Genomic DNA, 20,289 nt, shown 5'->3' with positions numbered 1-20,289 from the left:
CTCACCAGCGGTACGTCACGTCGACGTCGACGCCGCCGCCGCCGAGGCCGACGCTGGGCTGCACGCTCCAGCCGGCGCGCTCCGCGGTCTGACCGTCGCTCGTCACGAGCAGGTACGCGCCCACACCCGCGGACGCCACCGCCAGCGGGTAGAAGACGTACTGGAGCGCCATGAACGTGTCGGCCCTCTCGCAGAGCTCGATGCCCTTGCGGGCCGTCTTCGCGTCGGCGGTGAAGTCGTCCTGGATGGCCCTGCGGTTCTCGAGCGCGCAGACGTCCTCGACCTTCTCCGTGAACAGCCCTCGATAGGCCACGTACCGCGCGTCGCTCTGGATGCTCGCGACCTGGACGGAGCTGATGACGGCGACGGAGCCGAACACCGCCCCCGCGCCGAGGCCGATGAACCCGCCCATGCGCTTCCAGTTGGTCCGCGTCGACTCGGCTGGCATCTGGCTGAGCGCGACGTCCGTCGTGGCGACGGGCAGGACCACGACCGACGCCTGGGAGTCGAGGAAGCCGGCCGACTTGACGCGCACGTCGTGCGGCCCGGCGGTGACCGTGAAGGTCGCCTCGCCGTTGTGCACGTTGCCGGCGGGCTTTCCGTCGATGAAGACGCTCGCCTGCGCGGCGCCCGTCCTCACGCGGAGAGCCCCGCTCGGCGGCCCGCCGGTCAGCGTCGCGATCGCCTGCGTGGCGATCTTGCGGAGCGGCTCGTCGTTGGCCTCGGTGAGGTTCGCGCTGTACTTCACCGGCACGCTCGATTCCGGCTTGCCGCGGGTCCAGAGGTGCAGCTCGCCCTCGACCTCGGTGTCGCTCCTGCGGAGCATGCCCCAGATGTAGCGGTCGCTCTTGATCTGGTCGGCGATGCGGGCCTGGCAGCCCGCGTCGGGACGATCGTCGCACTGGAGGGAGAGCGTCAGGACCTCGAGCGAGAAATCCTCCTCGCGGACCGACCACCCCGGGGCCTCCTTGATGGCGGAGCGGAGCGCCTGGGTCAGCGCGCCGGCCTGGTCGTAGGCGTCGTCTGTCCGGAGGACGACGACGGTGATCGGTAGGGCGGTGGGCGACGGCTCCGCCGCACGGGCGGCGTTGCTGCAGGCGAGGAGGGCCACCACGGCAGCGAGACCGGTCCTCTGTGCGCGCGTCATCATGTGGTCCTGGGCTCCACGCGCCCAAGTTACCCGCCCGGCGGCCAGGAAGGCAATCCGTGAGCCGGCGAGGCGGCGGCGCGGCGGCGCGATCGCGATGTCGGCGAGGCGAGGGGGCGTGATCGCGGTGACGGCGCGGCGAGGCGGCGGCGATCGCGACGACGAGCCGGCGAGCCCACGCTGCGCGGGCGGCGTTTTTCGTTTCGCCCACGATTGCGCCGTGTCAGAGCGTCGTAGGCGCCGGCCCGCCTTGCAGCGCGGGCGCCGCGCGCTCCTCTGCCTGGTCCATGAAGGTCCCCCGACACATCTTCCGCGAGTACGACATCCGCGGCGCCGCCGAGCGCGACCTCACGAGCGAGCTCGCGCGCGAGCTCGGCGCCGCGTTCGCCCTGCTCCTCGGCCGCGAGCTCGCCGCGGGGGCGCCTCCTCGCCGGGCTCGGCCGGAGGTGGCGGTCTGCCGGGACGGCCGCCTCTCCAGCGACCGGCTGTTCTCCGCCCTCACGGAGGGCCTGCTCGCGGGCGGCGCCGACGTGATCTCGGCGGGGGTCGGGCCGACGCCGCTGCTCTACTTCGCGGCGCACCACCTCCACGCCGACGGCGCGATCATGATCACGGCGAGCCACAACCCGGCGCCGGACAACGGGTTCAAGCTCATGCGCGGCAAGGCCTCGTTCTTCGGCGAGGACATCCAGGCGCTCGCCGACCTCATCGAGCAGGGGGGCGCCGACGGCCGGAGCGCCGCGGCGGCGCGGGGCGCGCTCACCGAGGTCGAGCTCACGGAGGACTACATCGCGGCGGTGCGCGCCGCGGCCCGCCTGCCCGGCACCGACGTCCGCTTCGTGATCGACGCCGGCAACGGCGCGGCCGGCCCGCTCGGCGTCCGGACGCTCGAGGCGCTCGGCTTCGCGCCGGACGCGCTCTTCTGCGACATCGACGGCCTCTTCCCGAACCACCACCCGGACCCGACCGTGCCCGAGAACCTCGAGGCGCTCCGCGCCCGCGTGCTCGCGACCGGCGCCGCGCTCGGCGTCGCGTGGGACGGCGACGGCGATCGGATCGGCGTGGTCGACGAGCGCGGCGAGGTGCTCTGGGGGGACAAGCTGCTGCTCCTGTTCGCGCGCGCGCTCCTCGCGGAGCGCCCCGGCTCGGCCGTGCTCGGGGAGGTGAAGTGCTCCGAGACGCTCTACGCCGACATCGCCGCGCGCGGCGGGCGCCCCATCCTCTGGAAGACGGGCCACTCGCTCATCAAGACCAAGATGAAAGAGGAGGGCGCCCTGCTCGCCGGCGAGATGAGCGGGCACATGTTCTTCGCCGATCGGTGGTTCGGGTTCGACGACGCGATCTACGCGACGGTCCGCCTGCTCGAGATCGTCGCCCGGGCGCGGCGGCCCCTCGGCGAGCTGCTCGCCGACGTGCCGGAGACCTTCGCCACCCCCGAGATCCGCGTCGACTGCCCCGACGCCGTGAAGTTCGAGGTCGTCCGCCGCGTGACCGAGCACTTCCGCCGCGCCCGTCCGGTCGTGGACATCGACGGCGCGCGCATCGACTTCGGCGGCGGGGCCTGGGGCCTCTGCCGCGCCTCCAACACCGGCCCGATCCTGGTGCTGCGGTTCGAGGGGCGGTCCGTCGCGGACCGCGACGCGGCCCGCGCCGAGGTCGAGGCCGTCGTCCGCGACGCCGTCGCCGCCGCCCCGCTCCCGTGACCATGTCCGAAGGCGAGCAGCAGAGCGAGGCCTGGACGATCCGGCGCGTGATCACCTGGGCCACGGGCGACCTGAAGAAGCGCGGCGCGTCCTCGGCGCGCCTCGACGCCGAGCTCCTGCTCGGCAAGGTGCTGGGCATCGATCGCGTCGGGCTGCTCATCGACGCCGAGCGGCCGCTCGACCGGGCCGAGCTCGCCGCCTACCGCGAGCTGCACCAGCGCCGCCGCGCCGGCGAGCCGGTCGCCTATCTCCTCGGTGTGCGGGAGTTCTACGGCCGCCCGTTCCGCGTCGATCCGCGCGTGCTCATCCCCCGCCCCGACACCGAGATCCTGGTCGAGGTCGGCCTCGCCCGGACGAGGCACCTCGCCCTCTCCGCGCGCGTGCTCGACCTGTGCACCGGGTCCGGCTGCGTCGCTATCAGCCTCGCGTGCGAGCGGCCGACCAGCCGCGTCCTCGGCGTCGACATCTCGGACGGCGCGCTCGCCGTCGCCCGCGAGAACGCGCTCCGCCTCGGCGCGGTCAACGCGGGGTTCCTGCGCTCGGATCTCTTCGCCGGCGTGCCGTCCGGCCTTCGCTACGACCTGATCACCGCGAACCCACCGTACATTCCGGACGAGGACGTCGCCGCGCTGCAGATCGACATCCGCGGCTACGAGCCTCACCTCGCGCTCGCGGGAGGCCCGGACGGCCTCGTCTTCACGCGCCGGATCGTCGCGGGCGCGCCGGCCTTGCTCGCCGCCGGCGGGGTGCTGGCCATGGAGGTCGAGGCCGGCAAGGCGGGCGCGGTGGCAGAGCTCTTCGCCGCGGCGGGGTTCGGCGGCGTCTCGAGGCACCTCGACTACGGCGGGCACGAGCGCGTGGTCTCCGGCGTCCTGCCCTGATCGCCCGCCGCCCGGGGGGACGGGCGGCCGCCGCGGCCGCGCAGCGCGCGCCTCCGCGAGGGCCGCGCAGCGCCCGTGCCTCCGCGAGGATGGGGCTGGCGCGCTGTATGCACAGCGACGCACGGCGAGGGTGGCGTGGCGCAGTCGGTGGCGGGGGCTCGGTGGTGACCCGCGCGCCGCTGGCTGCCTGCGCCGCCCCCGAGCGCGTGCACGCCGCGAGGCGAAGAGGTGTCCCATGAGGCAGGTGGATCCCAGGCCGGAGAGCTCGACGGCAGATCTCGTGAAGGAGGCGATCGCCGAGGCCAGGGAGCTGATGCAGGTCGAGGTCGCGCTGGCGCGCGACGAGATGAACGAGGAGATCGCGCGGGCGAAGGCGTCGTGCGTCGCTCTCGGCGCCGCGGCGGCCGCGGCGCTCCTCGGGGTCGCGCTGGTGCTCGTCGCGATCGCGCTGGCGATCGCGCCGGAGCCGCTGCCGGCGCTGCTGATCGGGCTCGCGTTCATCGCGCTGGCGATCGTGGTGGGCGTGGTCGGCTACAAGCGCGCGCCGAGGAGGCCGCTCGAGAGGACCCGGGGCCGCCTCGGGGCGGACGTCCGGCTGGTCCGGGAGCTCGTATGAAGGGGCTGAACGGTCAACGCGCGGACTTCGAGCGCAGGGCGGACGAGCTGCGCGATCGGCTGATGCACACGATCGAGGCGCTCGATCGGCGGCGCCACGCGCTCGTCGACGTGCGGTCGCGGGTGCGCCGGCACGGCCCCGAGGTGCTCGCCGGCGGGCTCCTGCTCGCGATCGCGGGCGGCGCGGCGGCGATCGCGCTGATCAAGGAGGCGCGCGCGCGCAACGAGCGGCTGGGCGGCGAGCGCCTCCGCGCGCTCGTGCGCTTCTGGCGGCACCCGGAGTGGGTGGCGCCGCGCGGCAAGCCGAGCGTGTCCCGGGAGATCGGCCGGAGGATCCTGGTGGGCATGGCGTCGTACGTGGCGATGCAGCTCATCCGGCGCGGCGTCCGGCTCACGCTGGCGCTCCCGGAGGGGGACGCGCAGGCGCGGCGGAGCCCGCTCGAGCTCAGCGCCGCGGCGTCGAGGACCAGGCCGCCGTCCGGTCAGGGCCCGGTGTAGAGGGCGGTGCGCCACCCCAGGTAGAACCCTGGCTGGCGGACGGACGTGCTCCAGGTGTAGTCGGCGTAGAGCCACGGGCCCATCGCCACCTTCCAGAGCCGGATCCCCTCGTAGAACACGCCGCCTCCGATGCGGGCCGGCAGGGCGCCGTCGATGACCTCGGCGCCGTCGGCGTCGGAGGTCGTGTACGCGACGCCCGTGCCGGCGTCGAAGATGACGCCGACGTCCCTCCACCGATCCGCGAGCGAGAAGAGCGGGAAGACCTCGGTGTGGAGCATGAACCCGCCGGCGAGGGAGGCGTGGTCCGCCGCGCTCAGGCCGTGTCCGCCGAAGGCCGCGCCGAACGTGAGCCAGTCCGCGAGCGCGCCGCCGATCCAGACATAACCTCCGGCGCCGATCCCGACGCCGGTCTCGGTGTAATGACGCTGGAATCCGATCTTCTGGACGTCGTTCTGGAAGCCGGCGGCGCTCCCGAGCGCCAGGCCTCCGGCGATGCCCGCGGCGAGCCCGCTGCGCCGCACGGCTGATCTGGGCGCGAACAGCGGGCCTTCGGCGGGCGTCTCTCCGGACGCCGCCGGCTGCGCCGCGGCGGCCGCGGGGACCAGGCTGAGGCCAAGGAGCGCCGGCAGGGCGGCCGCGCGCGCGCGTCGGAGGTGGGGACACGTCGCCATGGGCTCCCTTTCCTATACGATGACGCGGGGCTCGGCATCGCAATCCGCCGCTCGGCGCGGACCGGCGCGGGCCGGTGGGCGCGCCGTCGCACGGGAGGATCGCCCGTGTTCGTGCCGTGTCCTCGCCGCGGTGAGCGCGGCCCCCTCGGTGTTCGCGCTATGATCCCGCCGTGACGCACGAAGCTTCCCTGGAGCGGGCGCCGGCGGGCGGGATCGTCCTCCGGTGGCTCGTCGGGCTGCGCTGGGCGGTGTTCGCGCTGCTCGCGGCGACCCTGGCCGTCGACGAGGCGCTGTTCGGCTATCACGTCCGGTACGCCATCGCCGTGCCCATCCTGGCGCTGGCCGCCGGGCTCAACCTCGCCCTCGACCGGCGGGTGCGCTCCGAGCGGGGCGCGCAGACGGCCCTCGTCGCCGGCGTCGTGGCGCTCGATCTCGTCGCGATCGCCGGGGTCCTCGCCGCGTCGGGCGGCGCGGGCAACCCGTTCAGCGCCCTCTTCTTCGTGCACGTCGCCCTCGCCGCGGCGCTCCTGCCGCCGCGGACGACCTTCGCGCTCGCGGCGCTCGCGGCCTGCCTCTTCGCGGCGCTCTTCGCGCTCCCCGCCGGCGCGTGTTGCCCGAGCCACCCGGAGCACGGCGCGTTTTCCACCCACCTCTACGGGATGCTCCTCGCCTTCGTGCTGAGCGCGGCGCTCGTCGCCCACGTCCTCCTGAAGATCCGCCGCGCGCTCGACGAGAGCGCGGTCGAGAACGCTGCGCTGCGCCGGCGCGCGGAGGAGGCGTCCCGCTTCCAGGCGCTCGGCACGCTCGCGGCCGGCACCGCCCACGAGCTCGGCACCCCGCTCGGCACGATCGCGGTGCTCGCCGGGGAGAGCCTCCGCGACCCCGGATCGAGCGACGCCGCGCAGCGCCGCGCCCGGACGATCGCGGAGCAAGTCGAGCGCTGCCGCGTGGTGATCGCGCGCATGCGGGCGGACGTCCGGGCGAACGACCTGCGCGCCGGCGTCGAGGTCGGCGAGGCGGCCCGGCGCGGCGTGCAGGCCTGGCAGGCGGCGCACCCCGGCGTCGCGGTCGAGGTGCGCGGCGATCTCGCGCCGCGCCGCACGGTGCCGCTCGACGCGGCCGACGTCGAGGCGGCCCTGTTCGCGCTGCTCGACAACGCGCTCGAGGCGCTCGGGCCGAGCCCCGCGGCCGCGGAGCCGATCGTGGTCACCGTCGGGGACGAGGGCGGCGCGCCGGTGATCAGCGTCGAGGACAGCGGCGCGGGCGTCGCGCCGGGCCTGGAAGGGCGGCTCGGCGAGCCGTTCGTGACCACCAAGGCGCCAGGCGAGGGCATGGGCCTCGGGCTCTACCTCGTGCGGACGCTCATCGAGCAGGTCGGCGGCTGCCTCACCGTGTCGCCGAGGCAGGGGCCTGACGAGCGCGGCGCGCGCGGCACGCGCGTCGCCCTGCGCCTCGCGCCGGTGGAGTCATGAGCTCCGAGGCCGCCGGCGAGCCGACGCTGCTCATCGTCGACGACGACGCGACCTTCCGGACCGCGCTCGGGCAGGCCCTCGGCAAGAGCGGGTTCGCGGTGTCCCTCGCCGCCAGCGCCGAGGAGGCCGCGGCGATGGCGCGAGGGCACGTGTTCGAGTACGCGCTCGTGGACGTCCGGATGCCAGGGCAGAGCGGGATCGACCTCGTGGGGACGCTGCGGAGCATGGATGACGGCATCCGTATCGTGGTGTTCACCGGATACGGCACCATCGCGAACGCGGTGGCGGCGATCCGGGCCGGGGCGGTCGATTACCTGACCAAGCCGGTGGACGCCGCCCAGTGCGCGCGGTCGCTGCTCGGCGTCGCCCCGGCCGCGCGCGGCGATGACGACGAGGACCTGCCGTCGCTCGATCGGGTGGAGTGGGAGTACCTCCAGCGCGTGCTCGCGGACTGCGAGGGGAACATCTCGGAGGCGGCGCGCAAGCTCAGGATGCACCGCCGCTCGCTCCAGCGGAAGCTCTCGCGCCTGCCGCCGAGATCGTGAGGGCGTGGCGGGGAGGATCCACGAGAGGCGGTTCCGCTCGGTCGAGCGGGCCCTATGGAGAGGCGATGCCCTACAAACCCATCGAGTCCTACGGCGTCATCGGCGACATGCACTCCGTCGCGCTGGTCGGGATGGATGGATCCATCGACTGGTGCTGCCTCCCCCATTTCGACTCGCCGAGCGTGTTCGCGGCCATCCTGGACGACGAGCGCGGCGGCCGCTTCGCGCTCTCCGCGGCGAACGGCGCGTCGCGCAACAAGCAGATGTACATGCCGGACACCAACGTCCTGCTCACGCGCTTCCTCGACGTGGACGGCGTCGGCGAGGTCTGCGATTTCATGCCGATCCACCGGGACACGTACGGCGCCTACCGCCGCGGGATGCACCAGATCGTCCGCGTCGCGCGGGCCGTCCGCGGCGCGGTGCGCTTCCGGCTCGCCTGCCGCCCCGCGATCGACTTCGCCCGCCGCCCCCACCGCCTGATCCTCGACGACCCGCGCGGCGCCGTCTTCGACTCCGATGGCCTCGACCTGGCGCTCATCAGCCCGGTCCCCCTGTCGAGCGACGGCGCCGGCGGCGTCACCGCCGACTTCGTGCTCCAGCCCGGCGAGTCGGCCACGTTCTCGCTGCGCCAGGTCGAGGACTGGACGGAGAGCGCCGATCTGCTCGCCAGGCCGATCGACGGCGACGACGCCCTCCGGCGCACGGTCGCCTTCTGGCGGTCGTGGCTCGCCCGCTCGCGCTACAAGGGGCGCTGGCGCGAGATGGTCGACCGCTCGGCGCTCGTCCTCAAGCTGCTCACGTTCGAGCCGACCGGCGCGATCGTCGCCGCGGCGACGACCAGCCTGCCCGAGGAGATCGGCGGGGTCCGCAACTGGGATTATCGCTACGTCTGGGTGCGCGACGCCGCGTTCACGCTCTACGGCTTCCTCCGGCTCGGTTACACCGAGGAGGCCGCGCGCTTCATGGAATGGCTGAGCGCCCGCGTCTCCGAGGAGGACGGCCCCACCGGGCCGCTGCAGCTCATGTACGGCATCGACGGACGCCACGAGCTGCCCGAGGTCGCGCTCACCCACCTCGACGGCTACCGCGGGTCGCGGCCGGTCCGCGTCGGCAACGGGGCGACGACGCAGCTCCAGCTCGACATCTACGGCGAGCTCATCGACTCGGTATATCTCTTCGACAAATACGGATCTCCCATCTCTTATGATTTCTGGCGCGAGCTCCGGCGCATGGCAACCTGGGTATGTCAGAGCTGGGAGCAGGCGGACGAGAGCATCTGGGAGGTGCGCGGCGGCAAGCAGCAGTTCGTCTACTCGAAGCTCCAGTGCTGGGTCGCGCTCGACCGGACGCTGCGGCTCAGCCGCAAGCGCTCTCTGCCGCTCGACCGGCAGCGCGTCGCGCGCGCGCGCGACGACATCTACGAGGCGATCATGGCGCGCGGCTGGGACGCGCAGCGGAGGACGTTCGTGCAGGCCTTCGGCGGGGCCGCGATCGACGCGAGCAACCTGCTCATGTCGCTCATGCGCTTCATCTCCCCCACCGATCCGCGGATCCTCGGCACGCTCGACCGCACGCTCGAGGAGCTCGCGAGCGACACGCTCGTCCACCGCTACGAGCTCGGCAAGGGCGCAGGCGACGGCCTGACCGGCAAGGAGGGCACGTTCAGCATCTGCACCTTCTGGCTCGTCGAGGCCCTCGCGCGCGCTGGCCGCCTCGACGACGCGCGCTTCATCTTCGAGAAGATGCTGACGTACGCCAACCACCTCGGGCTCTACTCCGAGCAGATCGGGCCGAGCGGAGAGCTGCTCGGCAACTTCCCCCAGGCGTTCACCCACCTCGGCCTGGTCAGCGCGGCGTTCTACCTGGATCGCGCGCTCGGTCAGGGCGGCTGAAGGTCGGATCTGGGTCCTCGCGCGTTTCCCGCCGGCGACCGGCGGGGCGCGGCTCCTGCGCGAGCGGTGGGAGGGAGAGAGCGGCTACCGGCAGCCCGGGATATCCAACCCCGGGCGGCCGGCGCCCGCGAGCCTCGTCAAAGGAGGGGACTGGCGCGGCGCCGAGGGATCCTGCGACGTGGAGTCCCTGGCGCCGGCCAGCAGGGTGGGGTCAGATCACCAGCCGCCGATGCCGCAGGGGCTGAAGCAGGGGTTGAAGGCCGGCACGAAGCTGGTGATCGACGTCGTGATCGCCGTCAGACCGCAGCCGCCGCCGAAGCCGCCGAGGCCGAAGCCGCCCCAGCCGAAGCCGCCCCAGCCGCCGAAGCCGCCGCCGCAGCCGAAGAAGCGCTCGCCCTCACGCTGCCCGGTCTCCTGCCCGACGACGCCCGTCTGCCCCAGGCCGGCCTGGCCGATCTGCGCCGGTCCCGCCTGGCCGATCTGCGCCGGTCCCGCCTGGCCGATCTGCGCCGGGCCCGCCTGGCCGATCTGAGCCTGCGAGAGGTCGGACGCCTGGCCGAGCTGCGCCTGGCCGAGCTGCGCCTGGCCTTGCTGCGCGTATCCGCCCTTGGTCGGGTAGCCGCCCTTGCTCGGGAGGCCCTTGGTCGGAAACTCACCCTTGCTGGGAAGGAGCCCGCCCTTGCTGGGCAGCTCGCCCTTGCTGGGCAGCATCGGAACGCCCTTCGAGGGCAGACCCTTGCTGGGGGGCAGACCGAGCTTGCTGGGCCCCATCTGGCCGACCTGAGCCTGAGCCTGCGACTGGGACGCGTACCCGCCGCGCTCGTCCGCCTCCAGCGCGCTGTTCGCGGAGTCGACGCTCTCGTCATCCATATCGAAGTCGTCGTCCGCGCCGACCGCGCACCCGGCACCGAGCGCCAGCATCATCGCGAAACCCATCGTCTTGTGCATCGAGATCATTGGTCCTCCCCGGTGTCCCTGATGAGCCTTGCGGCCCCCGAACACCTTGGTGCACCCCAGAGCAGGCTGTGTGCCTCGCTCTTCTGTGCAGAGGCTGCCGCTTCGCACAGCATGGATTCGCAGGATGGCGCCCGCGAATCAGGCGCTCCTCGCATCTGCGCTCCCCCGGGATTTCTCCGCGATTCAATCGCGGTGGATCCGGGCGAGCGCGGCGCGCGCTGGAGCACCGTCGCGATGACGATGGATAGGATAGAAGGCGCCCCGCCCCGCGCCGCGGGGCCGCGCGGGAGGAAGGAAGACGCGAGCGCGGCGCCCCGCGGCGCGGATCGCGCGCTCCCGCGCGGTGGCCGTGGCGAGCGGAGGTGTCCTCAAATAGGTAGAGCCTCCCTCCGGATCCAGAAAAAAGCGGGCTCACGACGCGTCGACATCACGGGACGCAAACGGACGTGATCGAACCCAAACGGACGTGATCGGACGTGATCGGACGCAGGCGGATGTCATCGGACACAAACGGACGTGATCGGGCGAATTCGATGGCGCCGTCCAGGCGAGACATGCGGCCTGCGCCCCGCCTGCTCAGCGCCTCGCGTTCCGACACGTTTGTGCATCCCTCTGCCCGTGAGAGCGGAATTGTCGCTTCCGGTCGGAATCGGCTGCTGGAGCGCGACGCGACGCGGCGAGCGGGCGACGAGACCGCCCGCGTCGCAACAAGCCACTCCCGCTGCGCCGCTTTCCTGCTCCGGCGGCGGACGGAGTCGAATCGGCTGTTATTCCCACTTGCGCAGGACGTTCTGTAAATGGTCCAGTGGAGGATGTCGGTGACGGGGAGGGAGCATCTGATTGTGTAGTTTGCCCCACGGCTCTCGACGACTCGGTGGCGGGTTGTCTCATGTCGTCCGGGACGCTGGCTCTCCAGCGTGCTCGGCGTTGGCCGAACGGCGGTGGTGGAGCGCCGGATCGAGCTGCCCTGGCCAAGGTTTGCAGCATCGGCGCGCACCGGTCGCGGCGCCGTAATAGAGCAGAAACATGGTCCAGCGTCGCATCGCGGCCGTCGCCGCCTATCTGCCGGAGCGCGTCGTCACGAACCAGGAGCTCATCACCAGCTACGGTCTCCCTCACGCTGCGGACTGGCTGCACGAGGCGACGGGGGTCGCGGAGCGGCGCTTCGCCGGCGCGACGGAGACCACGCTTTCCATGGCCGCGGCGGTGCTGCGGGAGCTCATCGAGGTGGGGCGGCTCCGCGATCCCTTCGTCGATGTCCTCATCATGACGGGCGACGACGGCGGGGACGCCGGCGGGGCGGCCTTCGCCGCGTGCATGGCCGGCCTCGTGCCCGCGCTGGCGATCGATCTCACGCCCGCTCAGGGCGGTTTTGCCGCGGCCGTCGAGCTGGCGAATCGGCACCTCGACAGGGGGTGTCGGCGCGTGCTCATCGTGGCGAGCGACGTGCGGTCGCGGCGCCTGCGCGAGGGGCAGCCGTGGGGCAACCACCAGATCACGGAGATCCTGGGAGACGGCGCCACGGGCGTGCTGCTCGAGCGGGTCGACGGCCTCGGGGCCGAGGTCCCCCCGCGCTGCGCCGAGCCGCCCTCGCCCCGCGGCTCCCAGCCTTTCCTCTCCGCGGCTCACGCGAACCGCGGATAGACCTCCTCCTCGAAGAGCGCCTTCACCTGGTCCCCGGGGGCCTCTGCCACGAACTCCTCGTAATCCTCCCGCACCGGCACCCTGTATCCACCCCTCCACGGCGCGACCGAGTTGAGCCACGCCGTGTGGAGGGTCAGCCCCGGCCGGAACGTCGGGTGTCCCAGCTTGCAGAGCGGCCCTCGCGCCAGGTTCGTCGCGTCGAAGATCCAGACCTCCGCGCGGCACGGCGTCGCGACGATCGCCACGACGTAGCCGTCCGTGTCGGCCCCGCTGCCGCCGCGCCGCGGGACGAACTGCAGCGAGCTGAGCCAGGACCCCACGGCGCGCCGCGGGAACTCGTAGCGATCCTCGATCCGCATCGCGCGGTGGTTGAACCGGAACAGGCTGTCGGGGTGGCCGCCCTCCGCGCGCATCCGGCGGAGCGCCGGGAGGGGGAGCGACCTGTGCGGGTGCGCCGCATAGAGCCGGTCGATGAACTCGGTCGACAGCTCATCCCATATCCCGCCGCCGCGCCAGTAGACGTTCTCGAGGCGATCGGGCGGCATCCACGACGCGCCCGTCTCCCGGTACGCATAGAGGCCGACGCCGAGCGCCCGCGCGGCATCGGCGAACACCGCCTGGTCCACGACGCGCTCGGCCGCCGCGTCGAGGGTATACCGGCCGATCCGGTTCACGTCCGCCTGCCCGAGCGGGAACAGGCCGCGCAGGCGCGGCGGCGCCGGCGTCTTGTCGGCGGCGTGCCGATCGCAGGGCCGGAGCCACTCCCCATGATCGGTCGCGCAGTTGTGCGCCGCGTGCACGGTGATGCGGTCCCCCGCGTCCTCGTAGTCGACGAGGAAATGGAGAGTCTCCAGCGGGACGACGACCCGCTTCACCACGACCGGCCCGCCGCCCGGCCGCAGCGCGTCCCTCCGGACCAGGTAGAACGTCGTGCTCGGCTCGTGGGGCATCGTGAGGAGCGACCGGACGAGGCGCTCGACCCCGGGGCTCTCCCTGGAGCCCCGGAACGCCACGCTCTCCAGGCCGATCCTGAACGCCGTGTCCGCGAGCACGACCCAGCGCCGCGTCAGGCCGATCTGGTGCACGCTCTGCTCGATGCGCACCGGCGCGCCGCTCGGCAGGACCAGCGCGTGCCGCTCGGGCTCGTTGTGGCCGTCCCATCGCAGGAGATGCACGAAGTCGCCCGCCGGCTCGTCGAGCGCCACGCCGCCGAAGCGCGCCGCCTGCCGCGCGAGGAGGTCGCCCGGCCCAGGCGGCGCGCTCGGGCGGAGGCGCGCGGGCAGGAGCTCGAGCGCCCGCTTGGCGAACGCCTCGATCCGGTCCGCCCTCGGGCGGACGAGCTGCTGCTCGATCATCGACGCGGCCGCCGCGGCGAGCCGATCCCAGGAGCGCGGGAGCGCGCCGAGCTCGTCGAGCCGCGGCAGCGACGCGACGAACAGGTGGAGGAGCGAGCGGCCGTAGTTGACGGTGAGGAGCTCGCCCCGCTCCGCGTCGAAGCACGGGTGCGCGCTCGAGAGCGTCATCGGAAAGGGGTGATCGACGGGCGCGGCCGGGTACCACGTGCTGTTGCGCCCGACCGGCGTGACGAGCTCCAGCGTGGCCGGGTCGATCTCGTAGGGCCTGCCCGTGTCGCTCGTGACGAGCAGGCGCGCCGGCGCGCGCGGCGCGTGCATGGGCACGAACGCGGTGTTGAGGTGGTTCCGCAGGCCGAGGTGCGGCGAGAAGCGGAGCAGCCCTGCGTCACGGAAGCCCAGCGCCTCGAAGCGCGTGCCGGGGCGCGAGGCGGCGTCCGCGTGATAACAGGGCGTACGCGCGATCCTCGAGGTCAGCCGGACCGCCCCGCCGCGGCCGAAGTCGAGGCGGTAGATCATCCCATTGCCATTGAGGATCGGCGCGCCGTCCGCTCTGGGCAGGTCGCCGTCCACCGAGCCGACGGGCCCGATCGCGAACACGTGGCCCGTGAGGTCCCGCGGCACGCCGCCCGCGTGGGATGACTCCAGGACCGCGAGCTCGACCTTCGTCAGCTCTTCCGTGCTCGCAGCCATCAATGCATCGGGGACGCGCTGGCGCATGATGACCTCGGTCACACCACGCTACGCCAATCCGCGCGCCGCGTGGGCGCCGCGCTGCGCCGCGCGCCTCCGAACACGCTCCCCTCCCCGTGATTCCCGCCTGGGACGGACGCGCGCTGGCGCCCTCGCAGCGCCGCGCGCCTCCTCTGCATTGCGCGGCGGCGCCGCGCGGCTGCCCTGGTCTTCCGCGCATTGGCGCTGTCTCGGCGGCTTGCGAAGGTGCTTGTCGGCCCCATCTGTACCTGTGGATCAGGAGGCACATGTTCGACCAGGGGCTGACAGTCCTGCGGATCCGTGGAATCCCGGTACGGCTGCACATCACGTTGCTGATTTTCCTGCCGTACGTGGCGTGGGCGGCGTCGTCGCAGTTCTCGGTGATCGCGTCGTCGCTCGGGATTCCGCGCGAGGAGATGCGCCTGCCGCCGCTCGCCTGGGGGGCGATCCTGGCTGTCGGGCTGTTCGTGGCGGTGCTCGTGCACGAGCTGGCCCACTCGTTCGTCGCGCTCAAGAACGGGATCCGGGTGCGCGCGATCACGCTGATGATGCTGGGCGGCGTCTCGCAGATGGAGCGCGACGATCCCGAGCACGAGGCGTGGATGGCGTTCGCCGGGCCGCTCGTGAGCTTCGTTATCGCGCTCGCCAGCTACGTCGCGTATCGGCTGCTCCCGGCGCCGGCGGAGATCGGCGCCGCGCTCGTGGCCTTCGCGATCACGAACGCTCTCCTCGGCGCGTTCAACCTGCTGCCGGCCTTCCCGATGGATGGCGGCCGGGTGCTGCGCGGGCTGCTCCTGCGCCGTCTCGGGCGGACCCGCGCGACGCGCATCGCCACGGCGACAGGCAAGGTGATGGCGGTGGCCTTCGGGCTCTTCGGCTTGCTCTCGTGGAACCTGATCCTGGTGCTCATCGCGGTGTTCGTCTACATGGGGGCGTCGGCCGAGCAGACGCGCTCCAGCACGAACGAGCTCCTCCGCGGCATCCCGGTCGCGCGGTTCATGACCGATCGGCTCGGCGAGGCGTATGCGGACGAGAGCCCTCGCGCGGTGGCCGAGCGGCTCTTGCGCCACAACCTGGTCGGCGCGCGGGTCATCGACGATCCCCGGGACGGCGCGGGGCGCCGCGAGATCGGCGTCGTCACGGTCTGGGATCTCGCGCGCCAGCTGCAGGGCGGCGCCGCGCCGGCGACGGTCGGCGCGGTGATGCCCGTGGATGTGCCGAGGGCGCACGCGGACGACGACGCGTCCCGCTCGTTCGACGCGCTGGCGAGCGGCGAGGCGAGCGTGATCGCGGTGCTCGACGAGGGCGAGCGCGTGATCGGCCTGGTGACGTCCGCGGAGATCCAGCGCGCGCTCGCGCTCGCCGGCGCGCTCCGCGCGGCCCGGTGAGCGCCGCGCCGGCGGAGATCCGGAGATCTCGAGTCGCGCCGCGCTGGCACTCGCGTTGCTGAGTTGCGCTCCGAGGAGCAATGACGTGAAGCAGAGCAACAACGTGACTCCGCCCGTGCGAGGGCGGTCCAGATCTCTCGGTGTGACGAGGGCCTCGCTCGCCGCGGCTGCGCTCGCGGTCGGCGCCTCGCTGCTCATGGGGTGTATGGGCACGGTCGGGACCGAGGGGGGGTTCGTCGTGTCCGGCGTTCCGGCGGTGCGCGCCGAGGTCGTCCCGGTGGAGATCGCCGCGTATCCGCGCGTCTATTTCCGCGGGACGTATGCGTACCTGGTCGACGGCCGCTGGTATTACCCGACGAACCGGGGCTGGGTCATCTTCGAGGAGGAGCCCACGGAGCTCGAGCACTACAGGCAGACGTACCGGACGTCGCCGCGGTACGTGCCGGAGCGCGAGCTGAGCTATCCGCGCGAGCGGGGGCGCCGTTACTACACACCGCGTTGACAGCGGGGCAGCAGCGAAAGGACGGGTACGAGGATGAATCAGGAGAAGAGCGTCTTTCCCCTCTGCGGCCTCGCGTTATCGAGCTTCCTGGCCCTGGGGTGCATCGTCGACGTGGAGCCCATCTCCCAGCGCCGGCCGCGGCCCGTGCAGGCCGTCGGGAGCCTGACGCTGGAGTGGACCGTGGCCAACCGGATGGATTCGCGGGCGTGCTCCCAGCACAGCCGCGGAGGAGCGGATTTCGAGCTGATCGTTTACCGGGGCAGCCGCGAGGTGGCGAGAGACTACGCGCGCTGCGACGACTTCAGCATCACTGTGGATCTCCCGCCCGATGAATACACGGCCACGGCGACGCTCGTGGAGCGTGGCAACGACCGCCCCGTCACCACGACGCTGCAGGTGGAGGACATCAATATCGTGCGCGGCGCCACGCTCAACCTCGACGTCGATTTCCCGCCGAGCTCGTTCCTGCGCTAGCAGGTCGCTCCATTGGATGTGGACGGCGAGGCGTCAGCCCGAGTGCGGGATCGTGAGCCGCACCCGCGTCTCCCCGCGCGGCCCGTCCTCGATGGCGATACCGTAGTTGGTATGGGCGGCGATCGCGTGCGCCGCGATGAGCGGCAGCGCCGGCGGGCGGCCCTGCGCGACCGCCTCGAAGTCGCGGCTCAGCACGACGCCCCGCGCCGCGGCCGGGAGCGGCGGCCCGGCGTCGTCGAAGGTGATCTCGACCCCGCTCGGGCCCTCGGAGAGGGAGACGAGCACCTCGCTGCCCGGCGGCGACGCGCTGATGGCGTGATCGAGCAGCGCGTGCAGCAGCACCGTCAGCGCGCCCTGCGGCACCACCTCCTGCGCGGTCTCCGGCGCCTCGACCACCACGCGCACGTCGTGGCGGGCCGCGCGCGCGAGATCGTCCTTCACGACGTCGCGCAGCACGTCGGCGACGTCGCAGTGGCGCGGGAATTCGTGGAGCGGACACGCCCCCAACCTGGCGAGATCACTGACGATTTCTGACGCCGCCGTCACGTGGCGCCCCACCGACGAGGCCGTCTCGCCCGCGTCGCCGCCGTGGGTCCGGAGCGGCGCGATGTCGCGGCCGATCGCCGACAGGATGCCGCGCAGCTGCGTGCCGAGCACGCGCACCGCGGCGACGAGCACCGCGAGGCTGTCGCCGCTCGGCGGCAGGTGAGACACCGGCTCGCTGCCGCCGAGCCGCGAGATGACGCCGGACAGCGACCCGCGCTCGCGCTCGCCCTCGGCCCGCGAGAAGACCGCGGCGAGCTCGCGCGCGTAAGCCTCGCCCTGGGCCTGCGCGGCGGCGAGCTCCTTCTTGAGGCTCTCGACCTCGAGGCGCTGGAGATCGACCTCGGCGGGCAGCGTCAGCGTCTGCATCTGGCCGTCGAGCTCGAGCCGGCCGCCGTAGCGCAGCGCCATGCGCGACAGCCACACCCGCTCGGTCTCGAAGTTCACGGGCGTCTCCGGGCCGAGGTTGACCCGGACGCTGACCTCGTCGCCGACGCGGTGGATGCTCACGTCGGGCGCCCCGGTCAGGCTCGAGGGGTCGCCGCCCTGCGCGATGAGCACCTGGAGCATCCGCCGGAGCTCGGTCTCGTCGCCGAACACGGTGGTCCCTTCGCCCATCTCGATCTGCACGCGCGCCTCGGGCGCGACCTCCCAGAGGAGCGCCGTCAGGTCGACGCGGCCGCGCCGCCCGCGCGGCAGGGGGCGGCCGTGGAGCGAGGCGAGCATGCTCACCGCCTCGTCGAGCCGGTTGAGCGTGCTCTCGACGCCGCCGCCCGAGGCGTCGTCCGGCGATGGCGTCGGCGGCGGCGCGCTCTCGGTCGCGATCATCCCCACGCCCTGGCGGAGCTTCTGGGCGGCGCTCCGCGCCTCCTGCGCCAGCAGCCACGTCAGCTCGGGTCGGGTCAATCTGTCGCTGGTCACCCTGTTTTTCCCTCTATCCGCGACGCTCTGCGGAATCGCGCGCCATGATGCCAGACGTGGCGGTGCCCTGCTACGCTCATTGCCGCTCACCTCGTTCGATGCGGACTCACACTTCCTCCTTCTCGACGCCTTCCTCCTTGACGCGTCTCGCTCTCCTCTGCGGAGCGGTCGCCGCGGCGGCGCTCTCCGGCGCTTCCTGCGCCTCGAGCGCCCCGAGCCCCTTCCCGTCGACCGGCGGGGCGGGCGGTGAGGGCGGCGCCGGCGGCGCCGGCGGCGAGCAGGCTCCAGCGGACCCGACGCTGGGCGGCCCGTGCGTCGACGACGATCAGTGCGAGGACGGATTTCCCTGCACCTTCGATGCGTGCGACACCGCCCTCGGGCGGTGCCGTTTCACGCCGGACGACAGCGCCTGCCAGAACGACGTCCACTGCGACGGCGTCGAGCGCTGCAACCCGCGGCTCGGCTGCGTGCCCGGCGCGCCGGTCGCGTGTGACGATCAGAGCACATGCACGATCGACGCCTGCGACGAGGCGACCAAGACGTGCTCGAGCGCGCCGCGCGACGCCGATCTCGACGGCGATCCTGACGAGCACTGCGGCGGGGGCGACTGCGACGACGCCGATCCCACGGTGTCGTCGGCGCAGCCCGAGGTCTGCGGCAACGATCGGGACGACGACTGCAACGGGCGCGCCGACGAGGGCGGCTGTGTGTCTCCGGAGCACGACACGTGCCTGGACGCGCTGGAGATCTCCGCGCCGGGCTCGTACGCGATGACGACGGCGGGCGCGGGCTTCCACTACGCGAGCTCGTGCGGCCTGCCCCGCGCTGCGAGCACGCACGACGTCGTGGCCGCGGTGATCTTGCCGCCGGGGCCGCCGGTCGACGTCGAGGTGACCGCGCGGACGGAGGCCCCCGACGACGAGACGGAGGCCACCGACGTCGCCGTGACGCTCGCCGGCCAGTGCGGCGACGCCGCGACCGAGCTCGCGTGCGGGGGGCCCCACGAGACGGCGGACGGCGGCAAGCTCGCGAAGCTCCGGGCCCGCGGCCTCGGCGATCCTGAGCGGGCGACGGCGCTGCCGCTCTACGTGACGACGAAGGTGGGCGCGCCGGTCATCGTCGACGTGGCGTTCCTGCCGCCGGCGCCGGCGCCGGCGAACGAGACGTGCGGCACGGCGGCGCCCCTCTCGCCGGGCGCGCCGGCGCTGGCGACGATCCTCGACGCCGCCCTGGATCTCGGGACCGCGTGCGAGACCGGGCTCGGGGAGCTCGTGTACACGTTCGAGCTCGCCGAGCCCCAGGACATCGACCTCTACGCGATCTCGACCGACGGCGACGGCGATCCCTCGCTCTCGCTGCGGAGCGCCGCGTGCGCGCTGCCGGAGGACGAGCTCGCCTGCCAGACGGCGGCGGCGCCGCACCTCTTCCGGCGCGCGCTGCCTGCGGGGGTGTACGCCGTCGCGGTCTCCGCGACGGCGCCGACCTCGGTGCTCGTCACGCTGGAGCTCTCGCCGCCGACCGAGCCTCCGCCGGACGAGGGGTGCGAAGGGGCGGCCGAGCTCGCGCCGAACCGGACGGTCTCCGTGTCGCTGCTCGGCCACCAGGACGACGTGGATCTCGGCTGCGGCCCGGCGGCCGTCGACGCCGTGTACACGCTCGAGCTGCCGGTCGCGTCCGACGTGCTGCTCGTCGAGAAGCTGTCGGCCGGCGACACCGGCGCGATCGCCCTGTCCGCGCCGGCGTGCGGCGGCGAGGGCGATCGGCTCGCGTGCAGCGAGGGGGAGGTCACGCCGCTCCGGAGCGCGCGGCGCAACGTCGCGCCGGGGTCGTACCGGGTCGTGGCCGAGGCGCAGCTCGGCCAGCCCGTGAGCGTGACGGCGTTCGTCCGGCCGGCGGTGCCGCCCACGCTGGTGCCCTTCTCCGACGCGTGCGAGGGGGCGCTGGAGATCCCGGAGAGCGGCGGCTTCTTCCAGGGCAACACGGCCAACGCCGCCGCGGACTTCGACGCCGGCTGCGACCGCGCCGGCACGGAGGAGGGCGGCGCCCGGGACCAGCTCCTCCGGCTCACGCTCACCGCGCGCAGGCGGGTCGTGCTCGACATGGCCGGCTCGAGCTACGACACGCTGCTCTCGGTCCGCCGCGGCCCGGGCTGTCCCGGCGTCGAAATGCCGCTTTCCTGCACGATCGGTGCGGATCCCCAGCGGAGCTTCCTCGATCTCGTGCTCGATCCTGGCGTGTATCACCTCCAGATCGACGGCCACGCGCTCGCGCACGGCCTCTGGTTCCTGGACGTGCGGGTCGTCGACCCGGGGGACGGCGCCGGCCCCTGACCCGCGGCCCTTTCAAGCTCCCCCCGTCCCTTGCTAA

The 20,289-nt window shown here is 73.1% G+C and carries 17 protein-coding genes; 12 read left to right on the top strand and 5 right to left on the bottom strand.

From position 1 onward, the window contains the following. Position 1: 1 nt before the first annotated feature. Complete coding sequence (locus tag WME73_RS44630) at positions 2-1,114, bottom strand: hypothetical protein (protein WP_437913530.1); 1,113 nt, start codon at positions 1,112-1,114, stop codon at positions 2-4. Between the two features lie 320 nt (positions 1,115-1,434). On the opposite strand from WME73_RS44630, the gene WME73_RS44625 reads away from it, so the two are divergent. The 4 genes from WME73_RS44625 to WME73_RS44610 all read left to right on the top strand — a co-directional run bounded on the left by WME73_RS44625 (position 1,435) and on the right by WME73_RS44610 (position 4,844). Next, positions 1,435-2,850 (top strand): phosphomannomutase/phosphoglucomutase, encoded by a 1,416-nt coding sequence (locus WME73_RS44625; protein ID WP_437913529.1) that lies wholly within the window; start codon positions 1,435-1,437, stop codon positions 2,848-2,850. Between the two features lie 2 nt (positions 2,851-2,852). Continuing rightward, positions 2,853-3,731, top strand: a complete 879-nt coding sequence (gene prmC, locus WME73_RS44620; RefSeq protein WP_437913528.1) for a peptide chain release factor N(5)-glutamine methyltransferase — start codon at positions 2,853-2,855, stop codon at positions 3,729-3,731. A gap of 235 nt (positions 3,732-3,966) precedes the next feature. Continuing rightward, positions 3,967-4,347: a phage holin family protein gene (locus WME73_RS44615; protein ID WP_437742350.1), complete on the top strand. Its 381-nt coding sequence runs from the start codon at positions 3,967-3,969 to the stop codon at positions 4,345-4,347. Then, positions 4,344-4,844 (top strand): hypothetical protein, encoded by a 501-nt coding sequence (locus tag WME73_RS44610; protein ID WP_437742349.1) that lies wholly within the window; start codon positions 4,344-4,346, stop codon positions 4,842-4,844. Before WME73_RS44615 ends, WME73_RS44610 begins: the two co-directional genes overlap by 4 nt. Here the strand turns inward: WME73_RS44610 and WME73_RS44605 are convergent. Beyond that, entirely contained in the window at positions 4,829-5,515 is a 687-nt protein-coding gene (locus WME73_RS44605; protein WP_437913527.1) for a hypothetical protein, read from the bottom strand. The genes WME73_RS44610 and WME73_RS44605 overlap by 16 nt on opposite strands. A gap of 170 nt (positions 5,516-5,685) precedes the next feature. On the opposite strand from WME73_RS44605, the gene WME73_RS44600 reads away from it, so the two are divergent. From WME73_RS44600 to WME73_RS44590, 3 genes are all read left to right on the top strand, one after another. Continuing rightward, positions 5,686-6,987 (top strand): sensor histidine kinase, encoded by a 1,302-nt coding sequence (locus WME73_RS44600; protein WP_437913526.1) that lies wholly within the window; start codon positions 5,686-5,688, stop codon positions 6,985-6,987. Further along, positions 6,984-7,532 (top strand): response regulator transcription factor, encoded by a 549-nt coding sequence (locus WME73_RS44595; RefSeq protein WP_437546700.1) that lies wholly within the window; start codon positions 6,984-6,986, stop codon positions 7,530-7,532. The genes WME73_RS44600 and WME73_RS44595 overlap by 4 nt, the downstream gene beginning before the upstream one ends. Before the next feature lie 65 nt (positions 7,533-7,597). Then, positions 7,598-9,427 (top strand): glycoside hydrolase family 15 protein, encoded by a 1,830-nt coding sequence (locus tag WME73_RS44590; RefSeq protein ID WP_437913525.1) that lies wholly within the window; start codon positions 7,598-7,600, stop codon positions 9,425-9,427. A gap of 216 nt (positions 9,428-9,643) precedes the next feature. Here the strand turns inward: WME73_RS44590 and WME73_RS44585 are convergent, their stop codons facing one another. Beyond that, complete coding sequence (locus WME73_RS44585) at positions 9,644-10,384, bottom strand: hypothetical protein (RefSeq protein ID WP_437913524.1); 741 nt, start codon at positions 10,382-10,384, stop codon at positions 9,644-9,646. 1,026 nt (positions 10,385-11,410) lie between these two features. On the opposite strand from WME73_RS44585, the gene WME73_RS44580 reads away from it, so the two are divergent. Beyond that, entirely contained in the window at positions 11,411-12,028 is a 618-nt protein-coding gene (locus WME73_RS44580) for a hypothetical protein (protein WP_437913523.1), read from the top strand. On the opposite strand, the gene WME73_RS44575 is transcribed toward WME73_RS44580, so the two are convergent. Further along, the gene (locus tag WME73_RS44575) at positions 12,010-14,100 is read right to left on the bottom strand and encodes a carotenoid oxygenase family protein (RefSeq protein ID WP_437742343.1); all 2,091 of its coding nucleotides are present in this window, start codon (positions 14,098-14,100) and stop codon (positions 12,010-12,012) included. The genes WME73_RS44580 and WME73_RS44575 overlap by 19 nt on opposite strands. Before the next feature lie 260 nt (positions 14,101-14,360). Here WME73_RS44575 and WME73_RS44570 point away from each other — a divergent pair, with 260 nt between their 5' ends. From WME73_RS44570 to WME73_RS44560, 3 genes are all read left to right on the top strand, one after another. Continuing rightward, positions 14,361-15,482: a site-2 protease family protein gene (locus WME73_RS44570; RefSeq protein WP_437742342.1), complete on the top strand. Its 1,122-nt coding sequence runs from the start codon at positions 14,361-14,363 to the stop codon at positions 15,480-15,482. Between the two features lie 85 nt (positions 15,483-15,567). Further along, positions 15,568-15,984, top strand: coding sequence for a hypothetical protein (locus WME73_RS44565; protein ID WP_437913522.1), 417 nt, complete (start codon positions 15,568-15,570; stop codon positions 15,982-15,984). 33 nt (positions 15,985-16,017) lie between these two features. Next, complete coding sequence (locus tag WME73_RS44560; protein ID WP_437913521.1) at positions 16,018-16,458, top strand: hypothetical protein; 441 nt, start codon at positions 16,018-16,020, stop codon at positions 16,456-16,458. A gap of 33 nt (positions 16,459-16,491) precedes the next feature. Here the strand turns inward: WME73_RS44560 and WME73_RS44555 are convergent, their stop codons facing one another. Continuing rightward, positions 16,492-17,922, bottom strand: coding sequence for a sensor histidine kinase (locus tag WME73_RS44555; protein WP_437913520.1), 1,431 nt, complete (start codon positions 17,920-17,922; stop codon positions 16,492-16,494). A 137-nt stretch (positions 17,923-18,059) separates the two neighbouring features. Here WME73_RS44555 and WME73_RS44550 point away from each other — a divergent pair, with 137 nt between their 5' ends. Further along, positions 18,060-20,252 carry a putative metal-binding motif-containing protein gene (locus tag WME73_RS44550; RefSeq protein ID WP_437913519.1) on the top strand — a complete coding sequence of 731 codons (2,193 nt, stop codon included), beginning with the start codon at positions 18,060-18,062 and terminating at the stop codon, positions 20,250-20,252. Positions 20,253-20,289: the final 37 nt, after the last annotated feature.

It is taken from the genome of Sorangium sp. So ce302 (assembly GCF_051530145.1).
Taxonomy (GTDB): domain Bacteria; phylum Myxococcota_A; class Polyangia; order Polyangiales; family Polyangiaceae; genus Sorangium; species Sorangium cellulosum_B.
Note: the sequence above shows the minus strand (reverse complement) of the source record. Positions and strands in the feature narration are given on the sequence as shown.

Excerpts from the sequence above, each read along its gene's own strand:
- WME73_RS44615 (WP_437742350.1), top strand. The coding sequence starts at position 3,967 with ATGAGGCAGGTGGATCCCAGGCCGGAGAGCTCGACGGCAGATCTCGTG.
- WME73_RS44625 (WP_437913529.1), top strand. The coding sequence starts at position 1,435 with ATGAAGGTCCCCCGACACATCTTCCGCGAGTACGACATCCGCGGCGCC.
- WME73_RS44595 (WP_437546700.1), top strand. The coding sequence starts at position 6,984 with ATGAGCTCCGAGGCCGCCGGCGAGCCGACGCTGCTCATCGTCGACGAC.
- WME73_RS44605 (WP_437913527.1), bottom strand. The coding sequence starts at position 5,515 with ATGGCGACGTGTCCCCACCTCCGACGCGCGCGCGCGGCCGCCCTGCCG.
- WME73_RS44590 (WP_437913525.1), top strand. The coding sequence starts at position 7,598 with ATGCCCTACAAACCCATCGAGTCCTACGGCGTCATCGGCGACATGCAC.
- WME73_RS44575 (WP_437742343.1), bottom strand. The coding sequence starts at position 14,100 with ATGCGCCAGCGCGTCCCCGATGCATTGATGGCTGCGAGCACGGAAGAG.
- WME73_RS44610 (WP_437742349.1), top strand. The coding sequence starts at position 4,344 with ATGAAGGGGCTGAACGGTCAACGCGCGGACTTCGAGCGCAGGGCGGAC.
- prmC (WP_437913528.1), top strand. The coding sequence starts at position 2,853 with ATGTCCGAAGGCGAGCAGCAGAGCGAGGCCTGGACGATCCGGCGCGTG.
- WME73_RS44560 (WP_437913521.1), top strand. The coding sequence starts at position 16,018 with ATGAATCAGGAGAAGAGCGTCTTTCCCCTCTGCGGCCTCGCGTTATCG.
- WME73_RS44580 (WP_437913523.1), top strand. The coding sequence starts at position 11,411 with ATGGTCCAGCGTCGCATCGCGGCCGTCGCCGCCTATCTGCCGGAGCGC.
- WME73_RS44570 (WP_437742342.1), top strand. The coding sequence starts at position 14,361 with ATGTTCGACCAGGGGCTGACAGTCCTGCGGATCCGTGGAATCCCGGTA.
- WME73_RS44585 (WP_437913524.1), bottom strand. The coding sequence starts at position 10,384 with ATGATCTCGATGCACAAGACGATGGGTTTCGCGATGATGCTGGCGCTC.